Origin of the sequence: Paenibacillus polysaccharolyticus (assembly GCF_023714295.1) — a bacterium.
GTDB classification, from domain to species: domain Bacteria; phylum Bacillota; class Bacilli; order Paenibacillales; family Paenibacillaceae; genus Paenibacillus; species Paenibacillus polysaccharolyticus_A.
On sequence record NZ_JAMAUN010000009.1, the window covers coordinates 84,356 to 104,479 of the forward strand.

The window sequence follows — 20,124 nt, forward strand, 5'->3', positions numbered from 1 at the left end:
CTGACAGAAAAATGAATCAATACTCCTAGATTATTTACAATGACTGGAATTGATGTATGCTGTAAACTAAAAATAGCGTCTTGTTTTTATAAACTGGCTAACAAATATAAATAACAAATAACATCAAGTTCACTCTGTACATGGCAAAAAAGCTTAACCCGTCACTACAGTACCGTTGATATGATGAAACGAGAGAATCAAGCAGAGAGGATGGATTCATACGATGAATATATATCGCTCCCCATTATCCGCAGGGTCAGGCAGCGCAGCTGAACTTCAAGCATACGAGGTGGATCTGCCCGTTATTCCTGATAATGATTTTCATATTACCGAGTATGGTGCCGTTGGAGACGGTATTACAGATAATACAGAGGCATTCCGGTTGGTGATTGCTGCATGTGCAGACGCAGGCGGAGGCAGGGTCATCATTCCTGCCGGGGTATGGCTCACTGGACCTATTGTGCTTCGTAGCCGAATTGAACTGCATGTGCAAGCCGGTGCGCTGGTGACATTCAGTCAGGATTTCAACAAGTATCCTCTTATTGCGTCAAGCTTCGAGGGCTGGCAGGTTGTGCGTTGTCAGTCTCCGATTGATGCAGACGGGCTCGAAGATATTGCGATTACGGGTGAAGGCATCTGGGATGGCGGCGGTGAAGCCTGGCGTCCGGTGAGACGTTCCAAAATGACAGCGAGTCAGTGGAAGCGACTGCTTGCCTCTGGTGGTGTTATAGAAGAGTCGAATACGACGGATGAACAAATTTGGTGGCCTTCCCAATCCGCGATGGACGGTGGTGCCATTGCCGAAAAGCTTTACCAGGAAAAGGTAAGTGATCTCTCCGCCCATGAGGAGATCCGGGATTTTTTGCGGCCGAACATGGTTAGCTTGCGCCGATGCAAACGTGTTCTGCTGGAAGGGCCTACATTCCAGAACTCGCCGGCGTGGAACCTGCATCCCTGGGCATGTGAACATATGACGATTCGTAAAGTAAATGTACGTAACCCGTGGTTCTCCCAGAATGGAGACGGGCTGGATATTGAGTCATGTCGTCATGTTCTGGTAGAACAGAGTATATTTGATGTCGGTGACGATGCGATCTGTATGAAGTCAGGTAAAGATGCCGAGGGACGTGAACTTGGGATGCCATCGGAGTACGTTACGATTCGGGATTGCACGGTGTATCATGGTCATGGAGGCTTTGTCATCGGCAGTGAAATGTCCGGCGGTGTAAGGCATGTCCGGGTAACGGATTGTACGTTTATCGGCACGGATATTGGTTTGCGTTTCAAGAGCGCGCGCGGACGTGGCGGTGTTGTAGAAGATATTCAGATTGAGCGCATTTATATGAAGGATATCATTATGGAAGCAATTTCTTTTTCCTTTTTCTATGCCAATATGGAGGGGTCTGCCCGCGGTGGGGATCTTGCAAAAGAGGTTAGCGAAGAAACGCCAGTGTTCCGGGATATTCGTATCTCGGATGTGGTCTGTGCAGGGGCCGATACGGCATTATTGATTAGCGGTCTGCCGGAGATGCCTCTAGACAGCGTAAGCATCGAACGTTACAGCGTGGAAGCTCATACTGGCATTCAGTGTGCTCATGCGAAACATTTACAGATTACAGGGCTTCAGGCACAGATCACCGAAGGTCCGCTCATTCATCTTCACAACTGCAAAGGCGCTACACTGGAGGACATTAACGGTGTGGGTGCGGATGGGAAGCTGCTGAAAGTCACCGGACTTGAATCTGCGGGGATCGTATGTCGGGAAACGGATGCAGACACACAAGGGCGACAGATATCGGTGAGTCCGGAAGTCCGAAGCGGAGTTATCATTCGTAGATAAGACGGCGGTGTGATATTTCTAAGGTGCAGTACCTCGCCCGTCGTTGGCGTAGCACAAGAAGTGAGTACCAAGTAATACTGGTAGTAATAGTAGTAGTGTAGTCGTAGAGTAAGGCAGCCATGTATACAGTCCAGTCATCGCCTGAACTTCTCTTGAGATAGTGAAGGGCGCATCCTGGAGCTGGAGCAGGGCTGCCTAATTGGTCTTGTATCAGGAAGAACAGGTCAGGACGATATGTCACGTTCATCGATGCTCTTTGCGATAACGCAGCGGCGTTGTGCCTGTGATCTGTTTGAAGGTTTTGTTAAAATGAGCAGTATGCTCGAATCCAACCTTTTCTGCGATAAATTGAACCCGCTCTTGGGTCGAAAGTAATCTTCGCTGTGCCTCTCGAACTCGAACGATACGCAAGTATTCGCTGAAGCGAAATCCGGTAAGTCTGCTGAACATTCGACTGAGATAAGACGGGCTGATATAAAAGCGGGCTGCTGCACCTTCCAAAGTGAGCGGTTCGGTATAGTGTTTATTAACATAGGTTACAATCTCGCTGATCTTGTCCTGCATCGGGTGTAGCGAGCCTGGATTGGATTCCCGGATAACCTCCTGTGCCCGATGGACATGAATTAGAAGCTGAGCCAGCAGACTACGTACGGCGATCTCGTAGTGAGGGCGTCGTTCTTTGCATTCCTGGAGCATCTGCCATAGGATGCGTTCAATCTCAGGTTGATCCGACTCGGGAAGACGAAGAAGGCTGGAGCATTTGAATGGCAACAGGCCACAGATGCCTAGCTCCATACCTGTGGCAAAAGCAGGCGAAAAACCAATGAGAATCCGTTCAAAGCCGGGTTTGTTGCCTTTGGAAGTGGTGTGTACATCATGCGGATTGATGAGAACCAGGTCACCTTTTCGCGCAGGCAGAATCTGTCCATTCATGGAGTACACCCGTTCACCTTCGAGCAGATAATATAATTCGTAAAAGGGATGAGCATGAGGTTGCGGCATCGCACTCCCGTCATGTCTTCGCATATATTCTATGGTAAAGGCATAATCACCAATCCGATACTTGGGTCCGATTCGATCCTCAATGAGACTCATTAGGCAACTCCTCTCAACTTCAGCTTGGCGTTGATACTCATATCATAACGGAAAGTAGATATTTTTGTAAACGCTATCATAAAGAGTGAACTTCATTTTTGAATAAGTTAATCTGGTTCTTTTGGCACGACACAATTTATAAAAAAGGTGAACCGTTTGAGGATTAACCGTTGTAAAGGTGACAAAATGGACATGTTGTTTTAGAGTAGGGAGAGCGAGGTCATGCTCCAGTCTGGGAGCGTCCCCGAATATGAGCTGGAAGGAAGGAAACAAGTTATGACAACACATGAATTATCACCGCTTGTAGCTGCGCTAGATATGCAGCCTCACGTTGAAGGTGGTTGGTATAAGGAAGTTTGGAAAGCGTCTTATCAAATCCCGCAATCCGTATTACCGGACGCTTACTCTGGTCCGCGCTTCTCGGCAAGTTCAACGTACTTCTTGCTTCATGCGCACGAGATATCCGAGTGGCACACGGTGCTTTCGGATGAGCTGTGGTTATGGCACAGCGGTAGTCCAATTGAATTGAAATTGGGTGGCAACGGCGAAAACCCGGAGAATGAGGAAGTACTGATTCTCGGTATGGATATCGCGGCAGGACAATCTCCGCAGGTACTTGTGCCTGCAGGTGTATGGCAGACAGCACGGCCACTGGGCGATGAGCCGGTTCTGGTCACTTGCGTCGTAGCGCCAGGTTTTCACTTTGATGACTTCAAGCTGGTGTCCAAAGGATAAACTTATATTTAACACTCTAAATTTAAAAACCCGATCCAGATGCTTCGGCATCTGGATCGGGTTTTTGAGTGCTCTTCTCTCTTGCTCTTCTCTCTTGCTCTTCTCTCTTGCTCTTCTCTCTTGCTCTTCTCTCTTGCTCTTCTCTCTTGCTCTTCTCTCTTGCTCTTCTCTCTTGCTCTTCTCTTGCTCTTATTTCGCCGGGATGTTCATTGTGAATGCCTAGCAGGTCGATGGCGAATACTGCTCACTTCGGGTTCTCGTTACTCATCCAGCTGTCTATATAAAACTCTCCATTATAATCAGGTTGCTGAGCGAGTTCTTTAAGCTTAAGTTCAGCTTCTTCCGCAGTGGAGTATTCACCAAACACACCGGTATATTCACCAGTGGATGTTTTGAGGAAGGAGATATCTTCATCCGGATAAGATTCTTTTAATATACCCATCGACTCTCCAAAAGGCATTGGTTCTGTACGGAGTGAGAACACCTTTCGAGGTGTGACTGGCTTGCCGTCAGAAGTCAGCTTCACTTCCAAATATCCAGGGTTCTTGAATTCCGTGACGGAATACTGTACGCCTTCTTTTAAAACAACAACGAATCCGACGGAGGAGTCGTCTAGAATCATGGAACCATAGACATCTTTCACTAAAGGTTGAGTCATGAAATCGTTTTTTACTTTCTCCATATCCATGTAGCGTGCACCGCTGAAGGTAAAGAGGATACGATTGGGTGCTGACTTGTGTACTACATTATAATAAGGTGCATCATTCGTCTGACCCTGGTCATCGGTACTGAAATTAATTTTAAGCGTATTTTCCGTTGTCTCCGAACCCACAGTTACTCCATCGGTAATCTTACCGCCATCGCCGAATTGTAATACTTGAACAATCGTTCCGACCACAGGTATTTTGACCATAGCATTTGCAACTGTAGGAATGTTGACGATGAACAGAAAAGCTGCACATGCTGCCAGAGCAGAAGCATAGCGAATGAGGCGAGATGATTTTTTGCGAGCAGCCGCTTTTCGCTGGGCTTGACGAATAACCTCTGTAAGTTGAGCCGGGATTTCAATGTTTTCATAACGTTCTTTACTTGTCATAGATCTCCAACCTCTCCTTCAACTAAATCCAATTTTAATTTATTGATGATCCGATAAAATTTTGACTTGACGGTATTCTCAGATAGGGAGAGCACTTCAGCGATTTCCCGAAAACGCATATTATCGAAAAACTTCAATATGATATAGGCTCTATCTTCAGGCACGAGCCGATCGAGCGCATCGTACAGATCCATCTTTTCTTCTACGGAGGCTCCCCGCTCTGGAGCTACGAACTCTTGTGCGTGATCTTCCATATAAGTTACTCGTTTGCTACGCCGAATATGGTCGATGGATGTGTTAATCACAATTCGGGACATCCAGGAATCGAAATAGGTCATGGAATCCATCTTGCCATAGGCAATATAACCTTTGTAGGTAGCTTCGGATACGATGTCCAACGCTTCTTGTTCATTTTTCACATAGCAGTATGCCAATCTGTATAATTTGTTTTGGATCGTTGTTATTTTTTCGCTGAACTGTTCTTCCTTTGTTTTTCTGCTGTTCAGTCTAATCAATCTTGTTCCCCCCTGATAAACCTAAATAATATTCAAGTCCTCGTGTATTCCAGGCCCGGATTGGTGTAGAGTGCTTGAGATGTTTGATACCCGTTAGACTGATAAGGAGGCAAAATAGTTTTAAGGCTTGCAAAAAAATATGTAATCTCTATTACAAAGGGGCCATACCATCATTTTTCACAACGAAGTCTGTGACTATAACCTACACAGAACCATATCAAAACACCCGCTCTTCCAGAAACGAAGGCGGGTGTAGTTCAATTCAATATGTCAGAAATTAAAATTGTCCGGATCGGAACCGAAACGCTTATGCTCATTCAGACCGTTAATCTGTTCAATCTCCTCAGCTGTTAACTCGAAATCATATAGCTCGGTATTGGCATGAATGCGCTCAGGAGTTACCGATTTCGGGATGGTCACGATGCCGTTTTGCAGATCCCAGCGCAATATGACTTGTGCCGGTGACTTGCCGTACTTGGCTGCGATGTCCTGGAGCAAAGGATGCTCCATCAGATTACCTTGTCCAAGTGGAGACCAGGCTTCAATCTGAATCTCGTGTGTACTACAGTAGTCGCGTAGTTCCGTCTGAGTCAGGAGCGGGTGAAGCTCAACCTGATTGACCGCAGGTTTGACGGTGGCATCCATCAAGAGGTCTTCCAGGTGATGGGTCTGGAAGTTGCTCACGCCGATGGCGCGAACGCGGTCTTCCTTATAGAGCTTCTCCAGTGCTCTCCATGTATCTTTGTATTTTCCTTTAACAGGCCAGTGAATCAGATAGAGATCAAGATATTCAAGCTCCAGACGTTGCATGCTTTCTTCGAAAGCAGCAAGTGTACTCTCGTAGCCCTGGTCACTGTTCCATACCTTGGTTGTGATAAACAAGTCTTCACGAGCAATGCCAGATTCACGAATGCCTTGAGCGACACCGGATTCGTTATTATATACTTTGGCGGTATCGATGCTGCGGTATCCAGCTTCTATCGCTGTTTTGACGGCACTTACAACCTCATCTCCGTCTTTCACTTTGAACACGCCAAAGCCAAGCCATGGCATTTTGACTCCATTATTGAGTGTGGTTGTGTCCTGAACGTGTTTCATGATCTGCCATTCCTCCTCTGATTTCTTGGTTCAACATGAAGTTATTACCCAGCGATTGGGAAGTTATTACCTTGGGGCCTTGAAGCTAGTCGATTGCTGACAGGCTGTCACTGCTTATTATACTAAAGTTTTCCTGTCTTTAAATACGGGTGGGCAAGCTTTGCGCGCGAAAAGCCCCTGTTTTATCCTTTTTCGCTAGGCAGAGGTTTGGTTTTGACGCTTGTGGGTGATAAGATGAAGTATACGAAAAAAGAACGAATTTTACTTTATAGATCCTTCATTATATTCCTGAGAGGATAGCGGTTAGAGGAATGGATTCAAACGTAGAGTCCATATGCTTTTACATAATCAACATCAATCAAGCGTAGTGATCTCGTATGACAAGTCGAGCCCGCGCGATCAACGATAAAGGAGCAAATTAATCATGGCTAAACCTAAAAAAACCAAAACGGCTGCAGCCTGGTCTCTCGTCATTATGGGAGCAGGTTTTGCAGCATCATTGCCATTCCAGGGGGTGCCGGTAGGTAAACTGCTTGTAGGTTCGTTTGAAGCAGGACTCGTGGGTGGACTTGCGGACTGGTTCGCAGTAACTGCGTTATTCCGCCATCCGCTAGGTATTCCGATTCCCCATACGGCATTACTGCCCAAGAACCGAGATAAGATGACGGAAGGTCTGGTCTCCGCTGTCGAGAATAATCTGCTCAATAAGGACAGTATCACGGAGAAAATTGCTGGCTTCAAAGCAGCTGAGATTGTGCTGGATACCTTGGGGCGGGAGCTGCATAGTGACGGCATCAAAACGATGATTGATACGCTGTGCAAACGTATTTTGGCCGGGCTTCCGCTAGAGCAGATCGCTCCGATGGTTGCCAAAGAGATCAAGTCACAGGCCGGGGCGTTTGACTTGGGGCCAATTCTCGAACGGGCCGCTGTACAGGTAACGGAGCGAGGTTATGATGCCCAGGCTTTGGATTATGCGTTGAAACAGGCAGAGGAGTGGCTGGTCAAGCCGGAAACGATTCTGTTCCTCGGTGAAAGTGGCATGAAAGCGATTAGTGGTATCCAGATGAATGGACTCATGCAGTTTGCGATGAATGCGTTCATGGGTTATTTGAATGAAGACCGTCTGGGGGGCATTATCCAAGGGTATCTTTTTGACCGGGTAGAGGACATGAAACGGGAAGGCAGTGCGCTGCGTTACAAAGTGCTGGATATGATTCGTACACAGGCCATGCGTCTTGCGGTGAGTGAAGCTGTGCAGGATGGCCTTAACGGGTGGAAGAACAACCTGCTGGATGGCTGGAATGCCGAGGAAATGGTGCTCATTAAACTTACCGAGATGCGGGATAAGGCCCTCGCGGCGATGGAGGATGGTCGTTACGTAGATACGTATGCATTGCCTGCAATAGAGAAGGTTTTGGTTGATCTGCGTGCAGATGATGCATTAATGACAAGCATGAATGGCAAGATTGTAGAAGGTGTCACCACACTGCTGGAGAAAAATCACTCGAAAATCGGGAATCTTGTGCGCGAAAATGTAGATAAAATGGATAATGCTTCACTCATCTCGCTGATTGAAGATAAAGTAGGTCAAGATCTGCAATGGATTCGGATCAACGGTGCGGTGACCGGATTTATTATCGGGGTAGTGCTGACCGCACTCAGGATGGTGTTGGAATAACAGGGAAGGCTGGCCTGATCTGGCTGGACAACAAGAAGAGCCGCTCGTAGAGCAGGCTCTTTTTAGCGTTTTTTGCTTTTTATATGGGAAAAGTTAGGCTCAATTGGTACAACAGACTTAGAATCGGGTAATATACACCCAAATATAGGCATGAATCAACTAGGAGAAAAGTTTCAGGAAAACGCTCCTGTGAGCGGATGTGTCTTATGTTGATTTTGTACTATGATGCATGTAACAGGTGAAGGGGGCGCTCTTTACTTACACAGGTTTGAGCCAAAAGGGGGAATTGCTATTCCGCGCACAAAATGGATGAGAAGTTTATTCGCACTGATGATGGTGTTCACTATATTGCTGGGAGGGTGTCAGAAGATGACGGAGAGTGAGAAACAGGCGTTGTACCAGGAGGCTGAGAAGGTTGTGGTGCAGCACTTCAAAGAAAAGTTTGAACTGGATGTGGTTGTTACAAGCAAGGAACTGCTGCCAGAGATGGCGATGTCGCAGATCGGACTGAAGGGGCATGTGAAGGATCATGACGATCAGAGCTTTGGCATATCGTACGATTACAAGAAAAAAATCACCAAAAATCTCGTGATTAGTCCCGAGCTCGAGGAAGTCATTAAGGCTAAAGGACATGATCCATATGCCAAATAAAAGGGGAGGTGCAGTGATTGAGTAACGGCAGGAACATCGATGATGAAACGTACAAAACCTTATCGGAGTTAGCCTATCAGGATCAAAAGGCAGGTGACCGTCTGACGGAGCTTCCAGGTTGGCAAGTGTTGGAGGGCACAGAGAGCAATAAATTTTCCGGCTTCGATGCCGTGACGTTCTATAATCCCGAGACTAAGGAGGCGGTCATTGCCTACCGGGGAACCGAAGGGAGTGCCTCTCTGGACCGCTCGGTGCCCGATTTCGTGATGGATGCACGCATCGGGGGCGGAGAGTTGATCCGCAAAGGGCAACAAGACACAGCACAATTTGTAGACAACCTGACACCGGATTGGCTGGACAGAGGCGTTCAGAATATCAAAGATTCCACAGGTATTTCCAAAGTGGAGAACTGGGCTGGCGATAGGGTAAGAGATGTGCAAAACTGGACGGGCGATCGCGTAAAGGATATTGAAAAGACCTATTCGCCTACGGGCTGGGCTAACCAAATGTATCAGTCGGAAGATTATGCGAACCATATGAAAGAAAAGTATGGCGATCTGAATTTTTCTCTAACAGGACATTCTCTTGGAGGTGGGGATGCACAATATGCTTCCGCTTATACAGGTCTTCCTGCGGTTACATTCAGTGCACCTTCAGTGATGGGCAACTTGACTCCTGAGATGCGTCGGCGGGTCGAGGCCGGTGAGTTGGATGGCCAAGTGACGAACTATGCGAGTCCGGGCGATCTGGTCGCTAGCGGAACGTTAGGCGGATATGATCGTCATGTAGGTTCTACGTATTATATTGATTCGAATTACGCAGATGCCAATAATGGTGTAAGTCTGATTGATAAAATTAAGAATACCTTTGGCGGAGAAAACTACCATAGCCTAGATCAGTATAACTTCAAGAATGGTTATATTTCCAATGAGTTGTATGATCCGATTACGGGTGAGCGGGTTCGTTATTCGCCAAGACTTATGGAGAATCTGGGGCCACTCAGCAAAGCAGTAGGTCCGATGGGGCTGAGAGGCGGTGCAGGCAGAGGCGCGGCTGCGGCGCTGGGGTCGGGTCTAATCCAGGTTACCCCGGAAGAATTGAAAAGTGTAGCTTCCCGCTGGAAACAAAATGCCCAGCAGTGCAATGCCGAGCTGAATCAGGTGCGGACACGTATGGCTCAGTATTTGCATACAAGCCGCAGCCGCAGACTGGAGCCGATCGTGACTCACTTGGATGCATCCATCCAGGAGCTGAGCACGTGGCATATGAAGCATACGAGCCAGTTCCTGAACTTTATTGAGGAAAAGGCAGAGGCTTTCCGGCAAGCGGATGAGAGTCCGGTACATTTTAACTAGTTATAAATGGCAGCCTGGAGAGATAGCAATGAGCATTCAACGTGAGAACTTGCACTGAGGGGGAGGGATACACCAATGAGCGGACAATTGCTGGTGGAACTGAACGACCTGCGAATTGCGGAGAAGGAGCTGTCACAGCTGCTGGTGCGCATGCAAGCAGATGAGCAGGAGGCTAGAGCGCTATACAGCCGTCTGAACGACTGGAAAGGACAATCCGCGGATCATACGAGGCAACAGATTGAAGAGTTTTTCGCAGGCCTCGCCAAGCGTATCCAATCGATTGAGATGCAAAAGAAAAGTCTGATCCAGTACATTGAATTTATGATTCAAACGGATCAGCAACGTTAAAATATAGTTGTGTGCCATATGCGGATGGCACATGTAGTGTATATGGCAAGTCATCTGAGTCCTGGACATAGATTAACTAAAAAGGAGTTTGCAGCATGAAGGGGGTTATCCCGTTTGCTGCAAACTCCTTTTTGTATCTTATAAAATATGTTACCTCGGATGACTCCGGGTAAGTAAATTGCGGATTAACGCTTTTTGCGGCGAGTAGCCAGTGCAATGCCCAGGAAGGACATGATTAGAGCCAGGATCGATACGATTAACGTTGCTTGTTGTAGCTTCAACGTACCTGCATCGGAATCCGTGTTGTTGGGTTGACCTGTTACCGTATCGGAGAGAGCATCGCCGAGAGTCGTGTCATCATTTCCTTTTTTGTCATCAGTCGCAGTGTCAGAAGCTTTGTCACCTGTTTCGGTACCAGCAGTACCTGCACTGTCATGCCCATCACTTGTTCCACCTGCTGCGGCATTGCCAGCAGTTGCAGGATCTTGGCTGATGGTTGTAATGCTATGAGGAGAGTTTGCCCCGGGCTGGCCTGTCCATTCGACTATGCTGCCATCACTGTAATATTGGAAGGCATCCCATGCCACTTCTGTTTCTGTCTTGGGGTTTTGTGCAACAAAGTTAAACTGTTGGAACTGTCCAGCCAGAATCCCTTGGTTATCTCCATCTATTTCCCAAGTGATTGAGGTTACTTCTTTAGAATCGTTTTTCTTGGTTGTGATCTTCCATCCAGCCAGCGGCTGATATTGCTTGAATGCAACACCCTCAGGAATTTTGAGTGTAATTTTAGTTGTGGGCAGCTCTTTCTCGGACGGTACTTTAATCGTATACGTCTGCCATGCACTGGTTTGTGCGACGGACGGGTTTACTGTCACGTGAGCGCTGGCCAAACCGGAGAACAGCAGAAATGCTGCTGCACCTGTTGCCATAGCGGATGTAAATTTGGATACCCATGTTGTCTTCTTCAAAATGATAACCCCTCTCATTCTTATGCAAATCGTTTTTAGATACATTTCACTATTTTAGAAAATGGTTTCGTTGTTTACTACGGCTTTACTGCCTCAATCTTGAACTCGGCATCTAGGGCATCAAGTGACCGGGTTAGGGCATGAACTTTAATGTTCCAGTTGCCCGGCATAGAGATGTAGTCCTCCGCCTTGTATACGCCCGTATCGTTCTTCGGAATGGTGATCTCATAGATACCCATATCCATATCCAGATGGATCAGAGCCAACGTCACCTGTTCGAGATCTTTGACGATACTGCCATCCGCTCGCTTTATGCTGACTTCGAACTGATTTTCTCCCACTACGTTTGGGCTTACCTGGAGTGTTATCACGGAGCCATCATCTGTCGTTTGTGTGCCCTTATAAGGACCGACGGGTGCTGGCTGACCTGGAGACAGATGTGTCAATACAGCCGCGAGCGCAAGAATGATGGCACCTGTAACCAGTTCAGCCTTTAGACTGCCAGACAACTGCTTATCTGTAGCGGCTCTTGCTCGATTGGCATGTATCAGCGCGAAACCGATCATCACGATAAGTAGCAGAATTTTACCGATCAGAACCAGGCCATATGCTGTTGTGAATAAAGAGTTCAGTAGCGGTGCGGGCAGGATGACCAGACTGCCATAGATACCCGTAGCGATCAAAACGGCTACAGCACCGATACCCCAAACGGTAAATCTCCTTATCGCTGCCCAGTAGACTTCGCCTCGCAATTTTGCAGGCAATCGATTGGTGAGTGCAGGCAGACACACTGCCATAGCGGTGAGAGCCCCGATCCAGAATGCAGCAGCGGCAAGATGTACAAAGTCCATGGCTACAGCAAGCACACGTTGCTCTGCGGCAGCAGGATGCCCCGTCATAGCATGGGTAAGCAGCCAGCCTAGAACCAGCACCAATGATCCGTATGAGGACCAGATTCGTACGCGCAGGGATCGATCCAGATCATAACCGGACAGTAGTGTGACTGCAAGCAACATGGCAATCAGCATCTGTAACATCCAGATCTGACCGAAGGAGGTCAGTTTGAGCGCACTTCCTAATAAAGCCCAACTGAATTCGCCGATATTAACACCTGACTCATAGAGTGTGTTCAGCGGAAGGCTTATTAGTGCAGCAAAAGAAGCAGCAGCATAGCTGATCCAGAGCAATTTGTAGCTACCCGGTGCCTCCATTGGTTCCCGTAGCAGGGAAGCTGGGGCAATTCGCAGTAGCAGGAAGGCGAGCGTACCCAGAATGACGGACAGACCGAGATATTGAATCCAGTTCGTGAATGACACGATCCATTTCAATGGGCCACCGGTGGCACCCGAACCGGATGCCAGATCCTTCAATCCGGCAGGTGCTCCGGTAGGCTCACCGATATGGAACACATACGCTCCAGAGATTGGATGACCATCGGCAGATACGGCCTTCCAATTGACGAGATATGTCCCGTCAGCAAGGCCAGGATTCAGACCCGTTTCTAGAATGTGCGGGCGTTCTGAGTCAATCTGTACGTCACCATTGTCCGCTTGATTTCCGTCAGGTCCGGTAATTTTAATATCATAAAAGGCCGTCTGCAATGATTCATTAAACTCCAACGTCAGCCGCTGCGGTGCAGTAACGAGCAGTTCATTTTTTTCAGGAGACGCCTTCACGATATAAGCATGAGCAGATGCCCATTGCGGCATCACCAGACAGAACACCAGTAACAGACTGGTGAGCAGCGCCCAGTGACGTTTGCTCCAACGCAGGGTTAAGCTTCTTACTCTCAAAAAATCATCACCCTTGGGTTATAGATTTACAATTATCCATAATTCGTCGTTCACACATAATCTATACCATTATAACTTTGTCCAAAATGAAGGCGTATGACTACATAGGGCTATAAAAAATCATGGATTACTGCATATTTGTGACAAATGCTTGAAATAATTCACGCTGATATGCGGTGCTATTACATTGCGCATATCAGAAGTAGATCGTTTTGTGATAGAATTCCCTATTCTAATGCCTCTGAAACATGATTTATTTACGAGGTTTGCGGCCGGCGAGCCCGCTCTCTAATGCATAGCGAGTCAGCTGCACCCTGTTCTCCAGCTGTAGCTTCTGCAGAATGTTCTTCAGATGGTTCTTAACGGTCTGATCCGAGATGCCGAGCTGCTCGGCAATTTCACGATTGGTATACCCCGCAGATACCCATTGCAGAATCTCCAGTTCGCGGGCGGTTAACGGATTCTCTTGTACATCCTCACTGCGAGGAGCAGGAAACTCCTGCAATATGCGGTAGGCTAGCTCCTTGCTCAGCGGCGCATCGTCACTGACTATGGCGCGAAGGTATTCGAGCCATGTGGAAGGAGACAAATTTTTGCGCAGAAAGCCTTGGGCCCCTTGTTTCAATGCTTCAAAGAGGTAAGTGACATCATCCGATACGGTGACCATTACGATCATGACGTATGGGAAACTGAGCTTAATCTGCCTTGTTGCTTCGAGTCCATCCATATCGGGCATCTGCACATCCATCAGAATGAGGTCTGGCATCCAGTGTTCGGTTAGCTCAACCGCTTCCTGCCCATTTTTGGCTGTGCCAATGACTTCAAACAGGCTATCTTCGGATAAAATGGTGCATATCGCCTCGCGCGCATGCGCGTGATCGTCCACGACCAGTACACGTACCCGTTCCATCACGTCTGCCCCTTCCCAATAATCATTTGTGTATCACCTGGTGCCGAATCAAGCTGGAATGTCCATCCCATCTGCTCGGCTCGTTCTTTTGTGATTCGTAAACCGTAGCGATCCTTGAACTGCATCGGGTCGCCCTGAATTCCAACACCATTGTCACGGATATGGACAGACCAGCGAGAGGCATTACCTTCAGCGTAAATCTCCACCTTGGTGGCTTGGGCATGTTTGCGCACATTAAGCAGTGCCTCCCGAATACAAGCGAGCAGTTCTACCTGCTCTTTGGCTGAGAAGGAAACCTCGGTCAGATTCCATTCTACATCTGCTTCCGGGACGGTATCATTCACGATGGATTCAACCTGAGACTGCAAAGCAACCGCTTCGGGATCAGCAACGGGTGAAGGTACATAACGCAACTGGGCAATGGCTTGCCTCACATATGTATTGACTTCGTGCACGGTTTTTTGAATCTCGCGCAGATCCTGCTCATGGCTGGTGCCTGCAAGACTGCGCCCTGCTTTGTCGGTCTTTACCGAGAGCAGGAACAGCGATTGTGAAATGCCGTCATGCAGTTCCCGAGCGAGCTGGTCACGCGCTTCAAGCGCCGTTTTGGATGCACGCTCTTGTTCAAGGGCAGCCCGCGCGCCCTCTAACATCAGGAACAAGCGGCTAAGCAGTGTCACACTGACCAGATAAACGATCACAGGTGTCAACCAGTTTCCGGCATCCATCGATAGATACGGCATCAGAAACTGGTGGCGAATATATTCCCAGAGTCCCACGGTGATGGTGGGAATCAGCAGGATCATCCATTTAATCTGTTTGTAGGACATATATGCATAACTCCTTTTTAAGGATTGGATACATCATATTGTAGCAAGTTGTACCTTTTCCACAATGAACGTAATGGGATCATTATAACGCAACCTTGTCCAAGACCCTAGTCCGGGCTGTCTACAGGAAATGGGGGAGCATCATGGAGTATTTAGAAGGATATCTAAGAACACGGAGGGTTGAAATGCTGTCATGCTAGGTGAGGGTTAATGTGCTCTGCTCAGGAGGGCTCTGCCCGTTTTCGCTATGAGGGAAGGTCCTCTATACTTATATAGAACGTAAAATCATTACAAAACATGTTAAGGAGTGACGCAGCAACATGAGTCAAGAAGTATTGGAACGTCGCAGTGAATTGCTCAAGAAGAACATTCACCAGATGCTTGTTCAAGACAATCAGCACGGGATCAGTCGCCAAGACAACATGTTTTTGCAGCAGATGATTAAAGAGCTGCATCAGACCTCGCATGAACTGAATACAATGAGTAGTGAAGAGTCTTCGCAAGACTGAACTTGCTCAAAAGTATCCGGATGATGAATCAAATCACGCTTCACATCACGATGAAAATGAAAATGGCGCTATCCCTCATGGGGATAGCGCTTTGGCGTTTATGCAGATATCAGACTACTGCAATAGTTGATGAGCCTCTCTTTTCTCGATATACCGAATGAACAACTCCGCCAGTTCCGGATCAAATTGTGTACCTGAGCATGCCCGTAACTCCTCTATGGCCTCATCCACGTTTTTGGTTTCCTGATATGGTCGCTCCGTGGTCATCGCATCAAAGGAATCAATCACGGTCAGCATCCGGCATAGCTTCGGAATTTCATGACCTTTCAGCCCGTAAGGATAGCCCTGTCCGTCATAGCGCTCATGATGAAGTTCAATATACGGAATCAGATCGGCGAAGCGATCGTTCGTCATTACCATTTTTTTGCCCCAAGTCACATGACCTTTGATCGTATCCCATTCCTCACATGTCAGCTTTTCTCTTTTGTTTAATATAGACCAGGGGATCTCCAGCTTACCAATATCGTGAATCAGCGCCCCAAGCACGAAACGCCGCTTTTCTGCATTGTCCAGTTTGAGCACTTCGCTTAGATCGAGCGCATATTTATAGACCCGTTTGGAATGTTTGAACGTATCCATATCTTTGTATTGAAACAGGTTCAGTTGCTGCTCGATGTCGCGGACGTCTTGAACCAGATCGATCTCGTGCTCCATACCGTCATTGCTGCCATAGCGATGTACGTTGTTTTTTCCCTGCTTTTTGGCATAGTACAGCGCTTTGTCCGCCTGATCCACCAGTTGAGACTTGTTATACATATCCATTTGGTATGCAGCAATTCCGGCAGAAAAAGAGAGACAGCCATGGGGTAATACCTCTACGCCTTCAAAAGGGGTATCATTCAGTTGTTTGCGTAGCCTGTTCATGAATCTATAGGACTCGTCGAGCTCCATGCCCGGCATGAGCAACGTGAATTCTTCTCCACCATATCGAAAAGCGGTAACGGATGTGCCTTCAGTCTTGCGGATGAGAAAATCTCCAAGCAGTGCCAGTAGGCTATCGCCTTGAAGGTGGCCAAACTGATCGTTATATTTTTTGAAATCATCAATATCAAGCAATCCTAGACAGAGAGGCGTCCCTTGCGTTCGAGCTTTGTTCAGCTCCGTTTCCAGCATGTTCTCGAAATAGCTATGGTTGAACAATCCTGTACGCTGATCCGAATTCGCCTTCTCTTCGATGGACTGGTACATGATGAACAGCTGCTTGAACGCATGAGACAGCAGAATGCTGAGACTGAGATATAAAAATAGACCGAGCACACCGTTATGTATAACCAAAATGGTGAGCACAAGCGCTAAAATAAGCGTGCAGAGATAGACCAGAAGGGATTCGGTTACGAATGCCCGTTTCATCTGTTGCAATGCATCTTTGGTTGAGAAATGAAAGAATAATCCTAGCGTAATGGTATTAATAATAAAATAGGCTGCCAAAGCTGCAACATAAGGAAGCAAGTTGTAACTATCAATGGCTCCGACCTGACCACCTGTCCATTCGAACACAGTAGCAGCCCCGGTAATCATGAGACTATAGATACTGAAATTGACAACATGCTTCCACCAGGCAAGCTTGCGGTCTTTAATTAATAGAATGATAGAAATCGGCAACAACACCGAGAGGCTGAATGCGCCGCCAAACATAAATATGCAGGCCAGATACACAGAGGAATCCATCGATTGCTGGTTCCCCTTCGGAGGAATCTGGAATGTGAAATAGTCAAGGATGAGCGCGGCTCCCAGCATGGTATAGACCATAACCCAATCGGTCGTAGTCAGATGCACATAAGACCACTGGTTCATATAGATGAAAACGCCAATTCCGGTGCAGCTAAGCAAAAGGACATACATCATGCTTCGATCTGCTTTGCGGATAAGGTTACGAATAAAGTTCATAGAAAATCTCCTGCTTGGATTTAGTCAACTCGTGATGTTAGGTATAAACGAACGGGGTAGTATGACTACCTCTTATGAAGATAACAGACTCCGTTCCGATGCATTTATATTGGTTATTCTTGTATAGGTATATACTATATTTTTTTAACATAACAAGATCGCTTCCAAAAATCCAGCAAGAAAAAAACAGGCCGCTCGCAGCCTGTTTGTCTGTTGTGGCAGAAGAACCTAACCGCCAAGCTTGTATCCCGAAGTAAGTGCTACAACGACAGACGCTACGATGATCGCGTTGATGACAATGCGGGAATATTTGACACCCTCGAATTTCTTCATGGAAAAGACCTCCCTTCCTTGGAGTCTGGTCCGATGTTTACTGCGCTTGGTATGTTTCTGCGGACGATACATCTTCTTTGCTCCGATTCACCATCATGTACTGAATAAACAGGAATATGCCAACATTCATCACGACATCACCAATGCTGATGACCTGTGTTCGTGGATAAGGACTCGATAGCGGAATGATGTCTCCGAGAAAGGCAAGATGTGTTGACGCATCCATCATATAATGCTTCGATACGGCACCGCCTTCCCGAAGAAGATCGACATAATATGGACCGAGCACAGCCGAAGCTTCCACGGAAACAGGCATGCGGCCACCGTTAAGAGCCATCACGATGAAGTTGAGAAACACCCCAATCCAGATGAGTGTGAAACCCCGATGATGTCTGTTGAGCCATAGAAAGATAAGGCCGGTGATATACACAGCGGCAAACAGATAACCGTTAATGGATGCTACCCAGCTCCATCGCTCCTGCATATAGAAAATGCCAAACTGGAAAAGTAACAGCAGCGGAAAGATCCAGCCGCCGCGTAGCTGGAGTGTTGCAAACTGGTTAAGCCCATACCGGACTCCACCCCTGAACAGACCAACAATCAAGCCGATCAGAATACCATCGTATACCATGATTAACCCCTGTCCTTGCGGATGTACGCAACGATACTTGCGTGTTTGTGTACATAAGAAATTCGACCTGATATTGGCAATTCCTGCATAGTTAAAATGATTTTTAAGAAGAATTTTGTAAAAGAATACATAAAAGCCGTTTTACCGATAAATAGAGGTCGAAACCTGAATCCGAATCGGTAAAGACGGCTTTATATTTTGCTAAAAAATGATCATTTCGGTCAATTGGTTATCTATACGATATTTACTCGGAACCACCATTCAAATAATTAAAGAAAGGCTGATCCACCCAGAAGTTGTATGAAGTGATATTTGCTTCAGGAGCCAGCTTGCGGAATCCTTCCTGAATCGCCTTGGCATTTTCTTTCAGCGAGAAAGATTGGGCATAATAATGACCGAGCGTAATCTTGTTGTTCGTAATCACTGGGAAGTTAGCCAGTGCGGTTGGTGAGTAATACAGTGGCTGCCACCATGAGTTGATAATCAGTGGATATTGGCTGTTGCTGTTCTTTTTAGCAAATTTCAGAACGATGTCATTGAAGCGGGTTTTGTCCGCCGTGTTGTTAAATTCAAACTGAATGTCATATTCCTTCGCATAAGCGATGTAGTTGCCATTCTCAATCTGCGTAACTTTGTAGTCTGGTGTTTCTTTCGGCTCGCCCCACTCTTTCAAATAGATAAAAGCAGATGTCTTCGGCTGGAATTGTACATCGGCATCGATGCCTTCGCTACGAAGCAGGCCAATCAGCTGTACTGCATGATTGATGCTATCATGACCATAAGTTAACGTCAGTTCATCGATAAAGTTGGAGTCAAATCGGCTGTCTTTCAGGTTGTAACCTGTAACGAGATCCTCACGTAGCGCCTGATCTACAATCTTTCTCAGTTCCGGAGCTTCAATCAGATCTGCCGTGCGATATGCAGCATAGAGCTTGGAGTAGATATCTGCATCATTGGAGCGTCCGATTTCATTTTTATATTTCCCTTGGCTGATTAACACACGTCCAAGCAAAATGTTCGCTGCATCCTTGCTTGCTGCTCCGCCCTTAACTAGATCAGGATACAGACTCTCGGGAACCAATCCTGTATCAATGGCCGCAGCCAGTTCTTGCCCAGCTTGTCCTTGCAAACGATTAGGCTTGATGCCTGCTTTAGCAAGGGCTTTCGCTGTTTTGTCCGCTGGATAGGTGTAAGCCAGTTCTTTGAATCCAGCTGCTTTTACAGCAATGAAGACCGCTGTGTAAATGCTCAGTTGATCTTTCGCACGTACCTCCGTTGTTGATAACACACCGTTGTTGAACAGCGCAACAGCTGCCTCGTAGGCGTCGTCACCCGATTTCAGATCGCTGAAGGCAGGTGCCTTTGTGGCATCCGTACTTGTAGTGGAGGCGGAACTTGCTTCCGTAATGGCTGCTATGGCTTTGATAAAATCACCCTTGGATGATTGCTGTGGCAATTGGACACCGTACTTGGCTTGCAGGAATTGAGCGAAATCTGCTTCACTCTCTGTGTAGCCAGCTGGTGCTGTTGCTGCAGGGGTGTTCACTTGTAGCGTTTTAGGTGCAACTGGCGTTGCCGATGCTGCAGAAGCAGAAGCGGGCAGACTGAGACTGCCGAGGGTTACCGGAGCGGCGAGCAGGGCTGCCAGCGTAATCTGGGTGATCTTTTTCAAATGAAAAGCCTCCTTAAAATAGGTTGGAAATGATAGGTGAATGAAATATAATCCTGACAAATCCTATCAGAATATAATAATTGGATTGACTTTAGCACGGAGTCGCGCCAAATGTCA

Annotated in this window: 18 protein-coding genes; 7 read left to right on the forward strand and 11 right to left on the reverse strand. The window is 47.2% G+C overall.

All coding sequences use genetic code 11. The features are described 5' to 3' along the window. The first annotated feature begins 223 nt into the window (after positions 1–223). Positions 224–1,840 (forward strand): glycoside hydrolase family 28 protein, encoded by a 1,617-nt coding sequence (locus M3629_RS19975; RefSeq protein WP_251509740.1) that lies wholly within the window; start codon positions 224–226, stop codon positions 1,838–1,840. Positions 1,841–2,083: 243 nt separating this feature from the next. On the opposite strand, the gene M3629_RS19980 is transcribed toward M3629_RS19975, so the two are convergent. Then, on the reverse strand, positions 2,084–2,935 hold the full coding sequence (locus tag M3629_RS19980) for a helix-turn-helix transcriptional regulator (protein WP_123065499.1): 852 nt from the start codon (positions 2,933–2,935) through the stop codon (positions 2,084–2,086). 276 nt (positions 2,936–3,211) lie between these two features. Between M3629_RS19980 and M3629_RS19985 the strand changes: the two genes are divergently transcribed. After that, positions 3,212–3,670, forward strand: a complete 459-nt coding sequence (locus M3629_RS19985) for a cupin domain-containing protein (protein ID WP_251509741.1) — start codon at positions 3,212–3,214, stop codon at positions 3,668–3,670. Between the two features lie 244 nt (positions 3,671–3,914). On the opposite strand, the gene M3629_RS19990 is transcribed toward M3629_RS19985, so the two are convergent. The 3 genes from M3629_RS19990 to M3629_RS20000 form a co-directional block, all read right to left on the reverse strand. Then, on the reverse strand, positions 3,915–4,766 hold the full coding sequence (locus M3629_RS19990; RefSeq protein ID WP_251509742.1) for a DUF4179 domain-containing protein: 852 nt from the start codon (positions 4,764–4,766) through the stop codon (positions 3,915–3,917). Beyond that, positions 4,763–5,281, reverse strand: a complete 519-nt coding sequence (locus M3629_RS19995) for a sigma-70 family RNA polymerase sigma factor (protein WP_251509743.1) — start codon at positions 5,279–5,281, stop codon at positions 4,763–4,765. The genes M3629_RS19990 and M3629_RS19995 overlap by 4 nt, the downstream gene beginning before the upstream one ends. A 270-nt stretch (positions 5,282–5,551) precedes the next feature. Further along, positions 5,552–6,379, reverse strand: coding sequence for an aldo/keto reductase (locus M3629_RS20000; protein WP_285888942.1), 828 nt, complete (start codon positions 6,377–6,379; stop codon positions 5,552–5,554). Positions 6,380–6,803: 424 nt separating this feature from the next. Here M3629_RS20000 and M3629_RS20005 point away from each other — a divergent pair, with 424 nt between their 5' ends. The 4 genes from M3629_RS20005 to M3629_RS20020 all read left to right on the forward strand — a co-directional run bounded on the left by M3629_RS20005 (position 6,804) and on the right by M3629_RS20020 (position 10,414). Next, a complete protein-coding gene (locus M3629_RS20005) occupies positions 6,804–8,060 on the forward strand; it encodes a DUF445 domain-containing protein (protein WP_251509744.1) in 1,257 nt (418 codons plus the stop codon). A gap of 369 nt (positions 8,061–8,429) precedes the next feature. Then, on the forward strand, positions 8,430–8,711 hold the full coding sequence (locus tag M3629_RS20010) for a hypothetical protein (RefSeq protein ID WP_251509745.1): 282 nt from the start codon (positions 8,430–8,432) through the stop codon (positions 8,709–8,711). A gap of 17 nt (positions 8,712–8,728) precedes the next feature. Next, positions 8,729–10,066, forward strand: a complete 1,338-nt coding sequence (locus M3629_RS20015; RefSeq protein WP_186809805.1) for a hypothetical protein — start codon at positions 8,729–8,731, stop codon at positions 10,064–10,066. Between the two features lie 75 nt (positions 10,067–10,141). Next, entirely contained in the window at positions 10,142–10,414 is a 273-nt protein-coding gene (locus tag M3629_RS20020; protein WP_090918837.1) for a hypothetical protein, read from the forward strand. Positions 10,415–10,599: 185 nt separating this feature from the next. On the opposite strand, the gene M3629_RS20025 is transcribed toward M3629_RS20020, so the two are convergent. The 4 genes from M3629_RS20025 to M3629_RS20040 form a co-directional block, all read right to left on the reverse strand. Next, entirely contained in the window at positions 10,600–11,382 is a 783-nt protein-coding gene (locus M3629_RS20025; protein WP_251509746.1) for a YcnI family copper-binding membrane protein, read from the reverse strand. 77 nt (positions 11,383–11,459) lie between these two features. After that, complete coding sequence (locus tag M3629_RS20030) at positions 11,460–13,175, reverse strand: copper resistance protein CopC (protein WP_251509747.1); 1,716 nt, start codon at positions 13,173–13,175, stop codon at positions 11,460–11,462. Positions 13,176–13,428: 253 nt separating this feature from the next. After that, positions 13,429–14,085 (reverse strand): response regulator, encoded by a 657-nt coding sequence (locus M3629_RS20035; protein ID WP_251509748.1) that lies wholly within the window; start codon positions 14,083–14,085, stop codon positions 13,429–13,431. Then, positions 14,085–14,915, reverse strand: coding sequence for a sensor histidine kinase (locus M3629_RS20040; RefSeq protein WP_251509749.1), 831 nt, complete (start codon positions 14,913–14,915; stop codon positions 14,085–14,087). Before M3629_RS20040 ends, M3629_RS20035 begins: the two co-directional genes overlap by 1 nt. A gap of 320 nt (positions 14,916–15,235) precedes the next feature. On the opposite strand from M3629_RS20040, the gene M3629_RS20045 reads away from it, so the two are divergent. Then, positions 15,236–15,424 carry a hypothetical protein gene (locus tag M3629_RS20045; protein WP_251509750.1) on the forward strand — a complete coding sequence of 63 codons (189 nt, stop codon included), beginning with the start codon at positions 15,236–15,238 and terminating at the stop codon, positions 15,422–15,424. 114 nt (positions 15,425–15,538) lie between these two features. Here M3629_RS20045 and M3629_RS20050 read toward each other — a convergent pair whose 3' ends face one another. The 3 genes from M3629_RS20050 to M3629_RS20060 all read right to left on the reverse strand — a co-directional run bounded on the left by M3629_RS20050 (position 15,539) and on the right by M3629_RS20060 (position 20,007). Further along, positions 15,539–17,371 carry a bifunctional diguanylate cyclase/phosphohydrolase gene (locus M3629_RS20050; protein WP_251509751.1) on the reverse strand — a complete coding sequence of 611 codons (1,833 nt, stop codon included), beginning with the start codon at positions 17,369–17,371 and terminating at the stop codon, positions 15,539–15,541. Between the two features lie 370 nt (positions 17,372–17,741). After that, positions 17,742–18,335, reverse strand: coding sequence for a DUF5317 domain-containing protein (locus tag M3629_RS20055; protein WP_251509752.1), 594 nt, complete (start codon positions 18,333–18,335; stop codon positions 17,742–17,744). A 244-nt stretch (positions 18,336–18,579) separates the two neighbouring features. After that, complete coding sequence (locus tag M3629_RS20060) at positions 18,580–20,007, reverse strand: hypothetical protein (RefSeq protein WP_251509753.1); 1,428 nt, start codon at positions 20,005–20,007, stop codon at positions 18,580–18,582. Positions 20,008–20,124 lie beyond the last annotated feature (117 nt).